Origin of the sequence: Acinetobacter lwoffii, assembly GCF_019343495.1 — a bacterium.
GTDB classification, from domain to species: domain Bacteria; phylum Pseudomonadota; class Gammaproteobacteria; order Pseudomonadales; family Moraxellaceae; genus Acinetobacter; species Acinetobacter lwoffii_P.
Genome location: NZ_CP072549.1, coordinates 1409536 through 1424520, shown reverse-complemented (window position 1 = coordinate 1424520; position 14985 = coordinate 1409536). Strand labels below are relative to the sequence as shown.

Annotated in this window: 13 protein-coding genes; 6 read left to right on the top strand and 7 right to left on the bottom strand. The window is 40.0% G+C overall.

The annotated features are described in order from the left end of the window. The first annotated feature begins 141 nt into the window (after positions 1–141). Positions 142–1386, top strand: a complete 1245-nt coding sequence (locus J7649_RS06710) for an MFS transporter (protein WP_219309942.1) — start codon at positions 142–144, stop codon at positions 1384–1386. 25 nt (positions 1387–1411) lie between these two features. Here the strand turns inward: J7649_RS06710 and J7649_RS06705 are convergent, their stop codons facing one another. From J7649_RS06705 to J7649_RS06695, 3 genes are all read right to left on the bottom strand, one after another. Further along, complete coding sequence (locus J7649_RS06705; protein ID WP_044111247.1) at positions 1412–2845, bottom strand: alpha,alpha-trehalose-phosphate synthase (UDP-forming); 1434 nt, start codon at positions 2843–2845, stop codon at positions 1412–1414. Further along, on the bottom strand, positions 2802–3683 hold the full coding sequence (gene otsB / locus J7649_RS06700) for a trehalose-phosphatase (protein WP_219309941.1): 882 nt from the start codon (positions 3681–3683) through the stop codon (positions 2802–2804). Before otsB ends, J7649_RS06705 begins: the two co-directional genes overlap by 44 nt. Before the next feature lie 1060 nt (positions 3684–4743). Then, positions 4744–4938 (bottom strand): hypothetical protein, encoded by a 195-nt coding sequence (locus J7649_RS06695; protein WP_044111243.1) that lies wholly within the window; start codon positions 4936–4938, stop codon positions 4744–4746. A 503-nt stretch (positions 4939–5441) separates the two neighbouring features. Between J7649_RS06695 and sbmA the strand changes: the two genes are divergently transcribed. The 4 genes from sbmA (at position 5442) to J7649_RS06675 (ending at position 9743) form a co-directional block, all read left to right on the top strand. After that, positions 5442–6635: a peptide antibiotic transporter SbmA gene (sbmA, locus tag J7649_RS06690; RefSeq protein WP_005262445.1), complete on the top strand. Its 1194-nt coding sequence runs from the start codon at positions 5442–5444 to the stop codon at positions 6633–6635. 688 nt (positions 6636–7323) lie between these two features. Continuing rightward, positions 7324–8304: a hypothetical protein gene (locus J7649_RS06685; protein WP_228738669.1), complete on the top strand. Its 981-nt coding sequence runs from the start codon at positions 7324–7326 to the stop codon at positions 8302–8304. 466 nt (positions 8305–8770) lie between these two features. Continuing rightward, positions 8771–9271: a hypothetical protein gene (locus J7649_RS06680; RefSeq protein ID WP_129716574.1), complete on the top strand. Its 501-nt coding sequence runs from the start codon at positions 8771–8773 to the stop codon at positions 9269–9271. A gap of 76 nt (positions 9272–9347) precedes the next feature. Next, complete coding sequence (locus J7649_RS06675) at positions 9348–9743, top strand: lysozyme inhibitor LprI family protein (RefSeq protein WP_004279354.1); 396 nt, start codon at positions 9348–9350, stop codon at positions 9741–9743. Positions 9744–9894: 151 nt separating this feature from the next. Here the strand turns inward: J7649_RS06675 and J7649_RS06670 are convergent, their stop codons facing one another. Then, positions 9895–10500, bottom strand: coding sequence for a hypothetical protein (locus J7649_RS06670; protein ID WP_219310065.1), 606 nt, complete (start codon positions 10498–10500; stop codon positions 9895–9897). A 256-nt stretch (positions 10501–10756) separates the two neighbouring features. Here J7649_RS06670 and J7649_RS06665 point away from each other — a divergent pair, with 256 nt between their 5' ends. Then, entirely contained in the window at positions 10757–11557 is an 801-nt protein-coding gene (locus J7649_RS06665) for a hypothetical protein (protein ID WP_219309939.1), read from the top strand. A gap of 46 nt (positions 11558–11603) precedes the next feature. On the opposite strand, the gene gatB is transcribed toward J7649_RS06665, so the two are convergent. From gatB to gatC, 3 genes are read right to left on the bottom strand one after another with little or no spacing between them, the layout of a single operon-like run. Continuing rightward, positions 11604–13085, bottom strand: a complete 1482-nt coding sequence (gene gatB / locus J7649_RS06660; protein ID WP_219309937.1) for an Asp-tRNA(Asn)/Glu-tRNA(Gln) amidotransferase subunit GatB — start codon at positions 13083–13085, stop codon at positions 11604–11606. Beyond that, a complete protein-coding gene (gene gatA / locus J7649_RS06655) occupies positions 13085–14563 on the bottom strand; it encodes an Asp-tRNA(Asn)/Glu-tRNA(Gln) amidotransferase subunit GatA (protein ID WP_219309935.1) in 1479 nt (492 codons plus the stop codon). The genes gatB and gatA overlap by 1 nt, the downstream gene beginning before the upstream one ends. A gap of 52 nt (positions 14564–14615) precedes the next feature. After that, the gene (gene gatC / locus J7649_RS06650; RefSeq protein ID WP_004279359.1) at positions 14616–14930 is read right to left on the bottom strand and encodes an Asp-tRNA(Asn)/Glu-tRNA(Gln) amidotransferase subunit GatC; all 315 of its coding nucleotides are present in this window, start codon (positions 14928–14930) and stop codon (positions 14616–14618) included. Positions 14931–14985 lie beyond the last annotated feature (55 nt).

Below are 14985 nucleotides of genomic sequence, written 5' to 3'. Positions count from 1 at the left end.
AAACTATTCCATTTAAATTTATTCTGTTTATAATTCACGCAAATTCAGCCCCGCAAACTTATACATTCTAGCTATAAGTCTGTGGGGTTTTTCTATGGATGAACGGTAATGGATGCCTGAGCCTTCTTTTTTGGTAATACAATGTTCAATCAAACACTGCTTTCTCGAATTCAGTCTCCATCACCATATCTATGGCAGAAAATAGCGACTGCGTTATGCTTCTTTAGCTTGGGCTTTAGTACTGCGGCTTGGGCACCCTTAATTCCATATGCACAGCAGCGCCTGTTATTAAATCATGCTGATTTTGGCCTGTTATTGCTGTGTGCCGGAATCGGTTCAATGCTGGCGATGCCGCTGGCCGGTCGACTGGCCAATGCCTTGGGTTGCCGTGCTGTTTTGGCCGTAATTCTCAGTGCATTTTTATTTATTTTGCCTGCTCTGGCTTATAGTCCGAATCATTTAATGATGGCAATCAGCCTGTTTTTCTTTGGTGCCAGTGCCGGTGCTTTGGGCGTGACTGTCAATATCCAGGCTGCACAGATTGAGAAAAAACTCGGTAAAAGTTTAATGTCGGGTTTTCATGGAGTGTGTAGTTTAGGTGGTCTGGCAGGCGTACTGGGCATGACCATGTTAATGGGACTTGGCTTGGCGCCTTTAACCGGTGCGGTGATTGTCAGTGTAATTTTGCTGCTTATTGTCTTATTCGCTGTTCCTTTAAGTTTGGGTGCTGAGCCAAAAACAGCGGTAGAAGAAACATCACCAGAACAACCGGTAAAAAAAGCAGCACCGACCTGGGCAATTTTAGGTATTGGTCTGATCTGTTTTGTGGCTTTCCTTTCGGAAGGTGCAGCTATGGACTGGAGTGGTATTTATCTTGCTACTGAGTTCAGCCTGCCTGCGGCGCAAACCGGTTTGGCTTATAGTTTTTTTGCGGGTTTGATGGTGTTGGGACGCTTTAGTGGACACCTGATTATTCAGCAGTTTGGTGAAAAAAATACGATTCTGTTAAGCGCACTCTTGGCTGCAACCGGTTTATTAACCGTAGTCTTTGCACCAGTCTGGCAAGTAGTGTTAGTGGGATATGCGATTTTAGGTTTAGGTAGCGCCAACATTGTACCGCTGATGTTTTCCCGCGCAGGACGTCAGAAAACTTTGGCTTCACATGTGGCATTGTCTTATGTATCGGTATTTGCTTATACAGGTTCATTGATTGGACCGGCATTGGTTGGCTTCGGCAGTGAAATCATCGGATTGAGCTTAGTATTTAGCGTCATTGCGATTGGTCTATTGAGTATTGTGATTTTGAATCATCTCACTGCAGACCCAAACGAAGTACAACAAAGCGAAGAGATTGTGGCTCCTCTTCAAAACGAAACACCAGCTTAATGCTGGTGTTTTTTTACTTAAAAATTTAGGCATGTACACTGAACTGGTTTGAAGCTCCTGCAGCCACGGGACGATAGATCCGCAAGCTTTGTGAGTTTTTCAGGTCAGTAATAAACTGATCACGCCAGCGAATAATATCGAAATTTTTCAAGCCTTGGCTTAAATAACGATAGCGCTCTAAACGTTCTGATTTAGACATGCGCAGCGCCTTCTTCAAAGCTTTAGCCATACTGTCATGCTCATAAGGATCGACCAGTAAGGCTTCTTTCATTTGTTCAGCAGCACCGGCATATTTAGATAGAATCAAGACACCCGGATCTAAAGGATCCTGTGCAGCAATATATTCCTTGGCGACCAGATTCATACCATCCCGGATCGAATTTACCCAGCAAATATCTGCCTTACGATACAGTTGCATCAATGCCTCATGGCCCAAAGTATCATAGCTGCAATCGAAAGGTAACCAGTCCGCTGTGCCATGCTGGCTATTAAGTTCATGCACGGCAGATTTAAATTGCGTATACAGGTTCTTATAGGTCTTTACATCCAGTCGGCATGGACAGGCAATTTGTAATTGCTGGAATTGATTTTTAAACTCCGGTTGATCTTCTAGCAAGCTCTGCAACGATCCGATTTTTTCCAATAAGCCTTTACTATAATCAATCCGGTCAACTGAAATGATGGTTTTATAAGGCTGCACTGTATCCAGATCAAAGGGAAGCTTTTCCAGATGGGTATCTGAGGCCTGATTCTGTAGCTGCACAGGATGCACACCAATCGGATAGCATTTCACATGAATCTTTCGAGATTGATAATTCAGGATTTCATTGTGACGATGCTGCACTTTTAAGGTTTGTTCAAGGAAATTTAAACAGTTTTCCTGATCGCGAGAGGTCTGTAAACCCAGTACATCGTAGTTGGCTAAATGATGTGCCAGATCGCGATGAGCGGCTAAAGTCTGCCAGAGCCTTAGTTCAGGAAAGGGAATATGCAGGAAAAATCCAATACGGTTACGCATGCCCAGTTTACGGCAATAATGTGCCACGCTTAAAAAATGATAATCATGGATCCAAATGATGTCATGTGGAGATGCCACCTGTTTCAGGTGCTTGGCAAAACGCAAATTGACATCCTGATAGATCTTAAAATCCTGCGGCTGATAATCTACAAGTTGATGCTGGTCGTGCATCAGCGGCCACAATGCACTGTTGGCAAAACCACAATAAAAACCTTGATATTGGGATTCAGTCAATGGACTCGTGTGATATTCAACATTTTGATGCTTCAGGATTTGAAACTTCTGCTCTTTCGTCTGGTCAACTCGGGATCCATTCCAGCCAACCCAGATACCGCCTATATCCTGCAAAGCATCCTGCAATGCCACCGCTAATCCACCTGCCTGTGTATTGTCTGACTTAGGTAGATTTACACGATTTGATAACACTATGAGTTTCGACATGTAATTTCTCCAATAATAATTGTTGTTGTGCTTTCAGTATTTCTAAAAATTCTGCTAGAAAAGCCTGTACTTGAGTCACGTTTTCGAGGCGATGTTGTGCCACGGTGTTGCCTGTACCGACTTTGATAGAGCAGCCTTTGAATGTGTTGATGACTTGAAAACCGGCTTCGTCGGTCAGGTCATCTCCGATAAAAATGGGGTAATGATCACTTAAGTGATATTGCTGAATGATTTGTTGGATGGCTGAACCTTTATTTGCACCTTTGGGCACCAGTTCGAATACAAACTTTCCAGCCTTAAGTTCAAAATCCTGAAAATGAGTAAGACAATTCAAGGCAAATGCATGCACTTGATGCTCTAAATAGGGATGTTCACGAAAATGCAGGGCGACTGAATAGTCTTTAATTTCTATTCGAGTCTGAGGAATATTATTACTATGTTCTGTAATATAATTTTTTAATAATTCAAACTGTTCAGAATTTAAATCAATTAACTTGCTTAAACGCGATTGATAGCTTAATTCCAGACCATGAGAGCCGGCAATATTCCAGTCAAATGGATAAATAAGTTTTTGGGCTTGTACAATTGAGCGGCCGGTTACTAATACTAATTGAATATCTTGTTTTAACTCTTTTAAGGTATTTAAGGTTTCGCTCTTAATTATACTTTTTGCTGGATCTGGGTGGAATTCAGAAATGGTTCCATCAATATCAAGAAATAAAACAAGTTTGTGAGAATAAATAATAGGTTTGAGCTGATTTAAAATCACTTGAGGTAATATATAAGAAGATGTAGCAAGTGAATCTTCTAGGTCTTGATCTTCTTTTAGAGTCGACATAAATAATACCTAAGCCTCTGAAGTTAAATTGATTTAAAAGTTAGAATTACCTGAATGGTCATTGCTTTGATTAAATTTATAACATATTTCATTTAACAGACTGGCTTTAAGTGCAGAAACGAAACACTTTTAACAAGTACAGTTACTTTGTAAGATTTAGAAATATTTTGGTAGAAATCCAGTATTGTTAATAAATTTTAAAAATAAATTATGAGGATTTTATATTTTAAGATTTTCTTGGATTGATTGTTTTTCAGGATTTTACATAATAAGATTTATTATTTAATCTTTATTTTCGAATATGTATTTTTTAATTAATTTTTTAGAATATAGTATTTATTATTAATTTATTTTTTTATTTTTAAATATATGAGGGAGATGTAATTTTGAGATCTTTTTAAATAGAATAATCTAAATAAATTTATAAATCAGGTATATATAATTAAAATATTTAACTTAAGTTTATGAAAATTAATAATTTTTAAGATTGGCTAAGCTGTCTTAAAAGAAAAAATACTAATATTGGCTAGAGGGAAATTTCGTATTATCAAATTTTCTTGGGACCAATTGCAGAGCTATACAATTTAAACAGCCTCTTAATTTAGCATCTCAGATTATTTTTTAATTCTTATTGGTAAATTTTATCAGAGGATAAAAAATCGAAGAAAGATGAACGCCAGTTCTATGACTAAACTCTCAAAATAACTTGAATATTCTTTTTTTGAATCGAAGCGTAGGTGTTAGATGAAGTTGAACTAAACAGAGAGAAGAGATGTAAGGGTGGTATTGCAATGACAGAGCAGATACAAAAGACGGAAAAACAGATCATCAGTGATCTTACATAGGTCAAAAAACTAAGTGATGTTTCAATTAAATTTTTTTTGCTCAAATGGACATGAGCCAATTTAAAATCAGTAACTAATGATAGAAGAGGCAAGAAATAATTTTTTGAAAAAATAATAAAAGAGCAATCAAAGTGGAGAAAAGCTAAGGGTCGTATCCTATAAGTTAAGAAACCCAACTCAGATACAACCCATCTATTTGCATAAGAGAAAAATACTCAAATTTCTCGCCACACTTCATTTTTGTCTTTTAAAGGAATGGTAAAGTTAAAGTCATCATCATTACTGACCAGAAGACTGGTTGGAGTCTGCATCACCACTTTCAAAACAGTACCTGCTTCAAAACTAATAGGGGCGCAGTTTTCTTTTTCTAGAGTCACCGGTTTAAGTAATTCAATTACCGAACTTTCCATAGTTTTTTCCAAAATAAGATTACTTTTCGATAATTAAATCATAGCATAATTTTCGAAAATTTAACCGTTTCTTCAAAAACTGAGAACTTGATCAATGACTTATTCAAATAGGAGAAGTACTCTAGTTTGATAAAAGATACTCAGGAGACGTGCAGTATGCCTGATGTTCATCCTGTTCTTGCAATGCTCGCAAGTATGAATTTCTTTTACATAAACCCGACAGATAACAGGCATAAAAAAGTCTATCAAAATAACGAAAGGTCAAAAACATGATGATTTTTCTGTTTTTTGATATCGCTCGGCTAAATGATAAAAATCGAGAATATAAGGAAAATCATAAGGGCAGAGCTGAATGATAAAAATAATTTTCTAGAGACTCGATATCTTTCTATCCTTTTTTACACTAAATTGAAAATTAATGCTTTATAACAGTAAAAATCTAAAATAAGAATAAACTATGCGTCATTTGGATGACCAAGAGACATAAGGAGAACTGGGTCGGCATGTTTAAGTCATTTTTCCCGCAACCCGTCTGGTTTTTTAGCAGCCTGATTTTGTGGTTTATCATTAATCTTGTGCTTTGGCATAGTGGCGGATCAGGATGGGGAACCTATCTGGGTTTTCCTGAAGGTTATTTTGATGAAAAGCTTACAATCGGTATCGGGCGTTTCTGGTCAGCTCAATTTATCTGGTTCTATCTCTGGTATTTCATTGCAACTACGATATTTGCGCTGTTCTGGCAATGGAAAGCCGGACACCGATGGCAGCGCTGGTCGGTCTGGGGCTCGGCATTTATTCTGTTTAATATCTGGTTCGGGGTACAGGTCAATGTCGTATTAAATGAATGGTATAGCCCGTTTTATGATCAGATTCAACAAATGCTCACGAAGGGTGGTGGGGATGTTTCATTGCTGTATCAAGGCGCATTAACCTTTATTTATATTGCGATGGTTTATGTCACTTTAGCGGTATTTAACCTGTTTTTTGTCAGTCATTATGTCTTCCGCTGGCGTACCGCGATGAATGATTATTACACCGCACATTGGGAGCAGTTACGTCATATTGAAGGTGCATCACAACGTATCCAGGAAGATACCATGCGCTTTGCCAAAACCACGGAGCAGTTAAGTGTTTCCTTGATTGAAGCGCTGATGTTGCTGATGGCATTCCTGCCGATCTTATATCAGCTCTCTAGTCATGTGAAAGTTTTACCAATTGTAGGGGAAATACCGCATGCTTTAATGTGGGCCTCGATTGGTTGGGCGGTATTGGGTACGGTCATTTTAATGGTCGTGGGAATGAAATTGCCCGGACTGGAGTTCAATAACCAGAAAGTTGAGGCAGCCTATCGTAAAGAGCTGGTCTATGGCGAAGACTATGCTGATCGCGCACATCCGCTGACATTACAAGAACTGTTTAGCCGGGTACGCTGGAATTATTTCCGGTTGTATTTTCACTATGCTTATTTCAACATGGTTCGGATCTGGTACTTGCAGTTAGACAATATTTACGGATTATTTATTCTGTTTCCAAGTATTGCAGCAGGGGCAATTACTCTTGGTTTGATGATGCAAATCCTGAATGTATTTGGCAAAGTGCGGGAATCTTTCCAGTATCTGATTCTGTCTTGGCCGACGATTATTGAACTGATGTCGATCTATAAACGCTTAAAAGCATTTGAATCACATATTGATTAATTTTTTCTCATATTATTATCCTGCTTTATCAGCCAAACAGTTTTAGGTTTGGCTTTTTTTAGGGCGAGTTAATTTACAAAATCCAATGGAAAATATCGATCTGACCGTTGGTCAGATGACTTGGGTAAATCGTGTCAGAACCTCCCAATATTGGGGTATTCAGATATTTTTTTCTTGTCTAAAATCCTAAGGGCCAGCCAAGATGGCGTTTAATTTCCGGTGGTTTGACGTATAAAAATAACAAATGTACGTTGAGGAAATTATTCTTATGCTGATCTTGTTCAGGCAATGTTATAGCGGATAAAAGGTAAATTTATTACCCATTATAATAAAGGTCTGTAGCGTTCCCTGAATAAGCCGCCGGAGAAGGACTCACCGCTTTCTTCGGTTTTTTATGTGTTTTTTCTATCTTTTTCTTGAGTCCTGAATGGAATTGTTTATTATTTGAACTGATTTAAAAATGATACTTGTGTCAATTTTTATCACATGAAGCTTGGCATAATCAGCAAAGTTGAGGCTGATATGTGCCTTTTTACCATTTAAATATTATAGTTATCAATATCTTGTGTTTGTTGTTTTGTGCTATTTAAGCTATGTTATACGGGATTTTGGGGTTGAGATATTTGCTGTGAAGCTAAAAGTAATAATTCTAATAATAGGGGCAGCAGCTTTAGCTGGATGTAATAGCGTGAACCGGTTGAAATCAGAGGTGTTACATCCTTTTGCCAGTCCGGAAGAACTAATTGCCAAACGGGCTTTGAATCAACGTGATGGTAGTGCAAAAGATTATATTTATCTTTGGGGACAAGCTCAGAAAAATAACACGACTCAGGCCATGTATCCGCGTTCGATACTGACGCAATATTGTCATGAACAGGGCGGTAAATTTTCCCTGCTGTATAAAAGTAATTTTAGTGCCGTGGCAGATGTTGCCCAGCGTAAACGCCTGAGTGCCAATCGGGGTGTTGTACAAGGTAGCGGTGCCTATCAGTGTCGTATGGATGACCTGACTGAAAGCTGGATTGTCTCGATTGAACCAACTTCTGAACGACAAGTTGATAAATCTAGCCAGACGCGTAGTGTTCGACTACTCACCCAGGTCATGAGCCCTTCTCAAGCAAAAAACTTTTATCGTCCAACTAAAGCCAGGGTTGCTGTGGAGAAAACCAAACCTGCATCGATAAAAACTACGACTCCTCCTAAGACTCCTGTCGCAAAGACGACAAATGAACTGAAGGAATCAGCACGTAAAGAGCTGGAGAGGAAAGAATTAGAGCGAAAGGAATTAGAAAGAAAAGAGCTTGAGAAAAAAGAAGCAGAGAAAAAGCAGCTAGCAGCGGCATCAGCTCGAGCTACAATAGCAGAAACACCGCAACAACATCAGATGAAGATTTATGTGGCAGCGCGACGTGATATTAATAGTGGCAAGAATCTGAATAATGCCTGTAACAACGCCCAGCGTGCCTATAACTACGGTAAATTGCAGGGCACTGAGGGAACACGTGTCTATACTGAATCAGGGATGTTGGTTGCACGCTGTCTGAACAGTATTCCGGTCTATGCCAGCCGTTTCCCAAATGCTAAAGCGCAATCCAAGCGGATTTTGCAGAATTTGGCCAATAACTATAATCATGCCGGAGCCAAGAATCTTTTGAGGCAGTTAAAATAAGCGCGGGATCAAAAGACTTAATCCAAAATCCGTATGATCCTTTTGACGATCGAGAAGATAGGCGCAAAAATCTGCTCGATCCGACGGGAGAGAACAGAAGAAAGCCCGCTTGGTTTAGTGGGGAGATCACGTGATCCGAGAATCTCCTTCCGCGATGTTGGATGGATGAATAAAAATACGATCAAGACGAAAAAAAGGACAAGTCCCCACAGTATGATGCTGTGAAATATGTTGGTATTCATAATTATAAGTTTTTATTTTTATTGTTTTAGTCTAAATCATAGCGCTAAGTTTGACTGATCAATATCCTGACCTGATGAATAGCAATATGGACATCAGAATGACCATCCAAGTGTTGTAAATCTGGGTCAGTTTTTACAGAGTTCTATCAGTTTATTGCCCTGTTCCATGCTACAACTAACTGGTTTCATATCATTGGCTGGACATCGAAGAACAGGAAATTATGATGGCGCATAGATCTTTTACAAAGCTTCGTACGTTTTTAATAAGTGCAACATTATTAGGTACGACTCAGATTGCCATAGCAGGTCCAACAGTTGATCAGCTCAGTGACTGTTTGATGAAATCCACCACAGTCACGGATAAAACTACCGTCTTGCAATGGACCTTTGTGGCTTTAGGTAATCATCCGGACTTAAAGGCTTTTAGCAATGTGACCGCGAGTCAAAAGGAAGCATTAGACAAGAATCTGGCGACGGTGTTGCAGCGCATTTTAGTGGAGCAATGTTCTGCACAGACCAAAGCGGTAATTGCTGCGGAAGGCGTACAAGCGGTGGGTGACAGTTTTCAGGAACTTGGACGGATTACCGGTGAGGAAATTTTAGAAAATCCTGAAGTGAAAAGTCAGCTTAAAGGTGTGCTGCGTTATGTGGATTTAAATAAACTGGTGGTCACTTTCTTGACACCGGATGTGTGGAATAAGTTGGGTGAGTTAAGAGGGAAATAACTGATTGAATGCATGCGTGCCAGGGTCCATTATGGTATTTATTATGAATAACATAAATGAAAAGATAGGGGTTGTTATGTTCAAACGCACTGCTTTATTGGGTTTAAGTATGTTTATACTTCCTCCTGCGCTGTACGCAGGGGACAATGATTTGAGTCGGCAATACTCAAATTGTATGGATCGCTCAGGTGGCGTTACTGTAAATATGCTGGATTGTATTGCGGCCGAAACAGATCGCCAAGATACACGGTTAAATAATGCCTATAAACAGACGATGGCATCGCTGAATGCAAACCGTAAAAAACAGCTTCAAGAGGTTCAGCGTCTCTGGATTCGCTATCGTGATGCCAATTGCGATTTTTATGCCGACCCGAATGGAGGGACGATTGCAACTGTAAATAGCAATAGTTGTTACATGGAAGCGACTGCCGCACGTGCGACTGAATTAGAAAATTTAAGAGAAGAGTATTAATTTAAAAAAATCCTCTCCCTAGCCCTCATCCTTTCTTGCGCTTCATTTTAAAGCAGTGCTTTAAAACTTGCTCAGGAGAGGGAACCACGCGTATCAATTGATGACGTGGCAAGTCCTCCTTTGAAAAAGGGGGATTTGGGGGGATTAATGATTACAATAAATCAGGATAAAACTTCTCAAACTCCGGATTTATAGCTTCACCCCGCAACAAATAACCTTTCGGTTGAATATAGCTATAAATTTCCCGTGCAGGCTGTTCATGCCAGCCAATATTAAAAGCACAAAGTTTTGGGAAAAATTGTAGATGGCTATAGTTCAGATTGTTATGAATCCAATAGGCAAGCTGTCGCCAGTTGGATTGGTCTTTTTCATACAGTTCTAGAAATGAAGGAATGACTATACACGCCGTTGCGCCGTAGCCTTTTTCGTCGGGATAGTCCCAAATATGGCTGGCAAAGTTTTTCTCGTTACTGGCGCAGTTATGTCCTTTTTCATTACCAAGTTGGTTGACGCTTGGTGAGCGATACGCCGAGCGAATCGCAATACGTCCAAACTTTTCTTGTATAGGTTCGAGCAGTTGTTTGCACAGTTCTGTGCCTGTTCGAATGGCAATGTCAGGATAATCGGGAAAGTTGGGTACACCGTACCAATTGGCGATTTCGCTATAGAGGAAGTCACGCATAAAAAATGACTTTGAAAGTTGGATGCGTCCTAAGTCTTCAAGTTTGGCAATTGAGGATACTTTTTTGATGGATATGTTGTTTTGGTTAGGTGTATTTCATTTTTAAGTTAAAGTTATTTTTGAAAAAAAGATCTTTGATTAAACTAGATTTTTTACATTACAAGCGGATTTTTAAATCGTATAATATAAAATTACTCTAATAATTAGATGTTTATGCTCTTAGATTTAAATGAGGGGAAATTTGTAATTGGAACTTTTTTCAAATAAATATCTTTATTATTTTACATGTTTAGTTGCTGATCTAATTTACTTAATCTGGTTCGTATGGTGTATGTTTTTTCCTAAAAAGCTCTTGCAAAAAATTGCTATTTTTATTGTAGTCTACATTTTTTTAACTTTAGCATTAACTATTCTCTATTTTTATTTAGGTAGTTTGTATCCTGAAGATCTTGGGTTAAATAGTAAGGATGTAGCTAAATGGTCGAGATATGATCTTATTTCTATATTTTTAGGTGTTGGGGCATTTATGGCACCTATTGCGGTTTTACTGGGATTTGATTTATGGAAAAGACAGTTATTTGAAACCTCTAAAATAAAAATGTTAGGTGAATTAAAGAACATCGTATCCAAACAAAGAGAAATTACAGCGAAATATAGGTTAAGTGATAATGCTGAAAATCTTCGAAATCGAGAAGATGCTGTTTTTAAAGCGAATGAGAAAAAATGGTCTGATGAATTTGAAAACTATCGTTGGGAAATTATGAAAATTTTAGAAACTGATGGTTTTTATATAGGGGTTGACAGTAATGAAATTAAAAAATTATATGAGTTGAATAACTCAACATTGGACATAATCACAAAACTTGAATCAGCAGCAATGCAACTCAGGTTTTGTTGGATTGGTAATGCTACTATTGATAAGCAAGAAGATGAAAAGGATCAGGATGATAATACAGTAATTTTGAAAAGAATCTTCTTAATAAGTCCTACTAACATCTGTGTAAAAATAAATTTAGATCGAAATCCCAATTTAAAAGAAGTTTTTTCAGACTATGAAAAAGAAGTCATTTATAAAAGACTAAATGATTTTTATGATTATTTAAATATTCTATTAAAAGAAGCATATCTTTAAGAAAAAACCCGCTCTAAAGCGGGTTTTCTATTAAAGAAAGATCAGATCAACCAATCAATTTTTTCATTAATTCATTTACTTGTGCAGGGTTGGCTTTGCCTTTCGCAGCTTTCATGACTTGACCAACCAGACCATTGAAAGCTTTCTCTTTACCAGATTTATACTCTTCAACCATCTTCTCGTTGGCAGCAAGCACTTCCTTAATAATCGCTTCAATCGCGCCTGTATCAGTTTCCTGTTTCAAGCCTTTTTCAGCAATAATCTCGTCCGCAGATTTGCCTTCTTCCCACATAAAGCCGAATACTTGCTTCGCGATCTTACCGTTAATCGTGTTATCCACAATACGCGCGATCATACCGCCAAGTTTTTCCGCAGATACAGGAGAATCCGCCAAATCTAAGCCTGCTTTGTTTAGCGCCCCTGAGAATTCGCCCATCACCCAGTTTGCAGACACTTTACCTTGTGCAGCGCCGCCAGCAGCCTTAACCACCTCTTCGTAGAACTCTGACATTTCACGTGTAAGCGTTAAAACGTGTGCATCGTACTCAGTCACACCAAAGTCCGCGACGAAACGTGCACGACGTGCCGCAGGAAGCTCAGGCATGGTTGCTTTAATTGCTTCGATTTGCTCATCAGCAATCACCACAGGCAACAAGTCTGGGTCAGGGAAGTAGCGGTAATCGTTCGCTTCTTCTTTAGAACGCATTGAACGAGTTTCCATCTTCACAGGGTCGAACAGACGCGTTTCTTGGTCAATCGTGCCATCCCAGTCCAGAATTTCCATTTGACGTTCAATTTCAACATTGATCGCCTGTTCAATGAAACGGAATGAGTTTAGGTTTTTCAATTCACAACGTGTACCAAACGGTTGACCCGGACGACGTAACGACACGTTACAGTCACAACGGAATGAACCTTCCGCCATGTTACCGTCAGAAATGCCTAACCAGCGTACCAGTGTGTGAATCGCTTTGATATAAGCAACCGCTTCTTCAACTGAACGCATATCCGGTTCAGAAACGATTTCAAGCAGCGGCGTACCGGCACGGTTCAAGTCGATACCTGACATGCCTTCAAACTGGTCATGGATCGATTTACCTGCATCTTCTTCAAGGTGCGCACGCGTTACGCCAATGCGTTTAACCGTGCCATCTTCAAGCTGGATGTCGATATGACCCAAACCCACAATCGGGTTGTCCATCTGGCTAATCTGATAACCTTTTGGAGAGTCCGGATAGAAGTAGTTCTTACGTGCAAATACAGACGCCTGATCGATGTAAGCGTCAATCCCCAGACCAAAGCGAATCGCAAGATCAACCACTTCTTTGTTTAATACCGGTAATACGCCCGGCATAGCCAAATCAACCAGGCTGGCTTGCGTGTTTGGATCATTACCGAAAACAGTCGATGAACCTGAAAAAATTTTGGTATTGGTGGCAAGCTGAGTGTGAATCTCGATACCAATAACGACTTCCCAACCATCAATCAGGTTGGATTTTGGTTTAGCCGATTTTTGAGCTTGAGCCATTATGCGTTCTCCTCAGCAATTGCAGCGCGTTTTGTATGCCAATCGGTGGCCTGTTGATACTGGTGTACCACAGACAACAATTGAGATTCTGACCAGTAATTACCAATCAGCTGTAAGCCAACTGGCAAGTTATTTTGGTCAAAACCGACAGGCGCGTTAATCGCAGGAAGACCTGCCAGATTTACCGCAAGCGTATAAATATCGCCCAGGTACATTTCAACTGGCGTTAAATCTGCACCAATTTTATAGGCAGTCGTTGGCGCAGAAGGTGCTGCAATGACATCGACCGATTCAAATGCTTTAAGGAAATCTTGCTGGATCAGGCGACGTACTTTCTGTGCTTTTACATAGTAAGCATCGTAATAACCTGCAGATAGGGCATACGTACCAATCAGGATACGGCGTTGCACTTCTGCACCAAAACCTTCTGAACGTGAACGCTTGTACAGGTCCATCAGGTCCACAGGATCTTCTGCGCGATAGCCATAACGTACGCCATCAAAACGTGATAGGTTCGAAGAAGCTTCGGCAGGTGCGATCAGGTAATAAGTCGGAACATAGCTTTCAGTCATGTTGAGGTCTATCTCAACAAGCGTAGCGCCCATTTCTTCTAACTTTTTAAGTGATTCTTCGACACGTGCTTTAACATCTTCAGCTAGGCCAGCAACATTAAAATACTGTTTTGGAATACCAATGCGTAAACCTTTTACTGAGGTAGCGTTCAGGTTCGCGACATAGTTATCTACCACTTGATCCATTGAAGTTGAATCTTTTGCATCATGACCGGCCATGACATTCATCAGGTAAGCACAGTCTTCTGCAGAACGTGCCATTGGACCACCTTGGTCTAGTGATGATGCATAGGCAATCATACCGAAGCGCGATACACGACCGTAAGTCGGTTTAAGACCGGTCAGACCACAGAATGATGCAGGTTGACGGATTGAACCACCGGTGTCAGTACCAGTTGCAAATGGTGCCAAATCCGCTGCCACAGCTGCTGCAGAACCGCCTGAAGAACCACCAGGGACATGGCCCAGGTTCCAAGGGTTGGCAGTTGCGCCGTAATATGAGTTCTCAGAGGTCGAACCCATCGCGAATTCGTCCATGTTCACTTTACCCAAAGTGACCAGGCCCGCAGCTTTACCTTTCGCTACAACGGTTGCGTCGTAAGGAGAGATAAAATTGTCCAGCATTTTTGAACCGGCAGTGGTTTTAATGCCTTGGGTACAGAAAATGTCTTTGTGGGCAACTGGCACACCAGTCAGGGCAGAGGCATTGCCAGCTTTGATTGCAGCATCGGCAGCATCAGCTTCAGCCAACGCCTGTTCAGCAGTTACCGTCACATAAGCCTTGACCTGTGCATCAATTTTTGCGATGCGCTTTAAGTAGTGTTGAGTCAATTCGCGGGATGAAAATTGAGCATTTGCCAAACCTTCAGTCAGTTCACGAATGGATAAGCGGTGTAAATCTGTCATGAGAAATAATTCTTTACGTTTAATTTAATAAAAAGAATGAACTGGGTAATAATTACTCAATTACGCGTGGGACGAGATACAAACCGTCCTGTACAGCAGGTGCAACTGCTTGGTATTCCTCACGATGATTGCTTTCCGACACGACATCTTCACGTAAAGGCTGTGGGTGGTCGAAAGGGCTTTTCAGTGGTTCAACACCGTCGGTATTGATGCCTTTCAGGGTTTCCATCATGCCTAAAATTTTATTTAAACTTTGAGCATATTCAGCAGATTGCGTATCATTGAGAGATAACCTTGCAAGGTTGGCAATAGCTGAAACTGTTTCTGCACTTAAATCTGCAGAATGCTGTGCATCCGATGTAGACATAATATTACCTAATCAGTATTAAAAAAATTCAAATTATCATGCGTTATGATAAGCG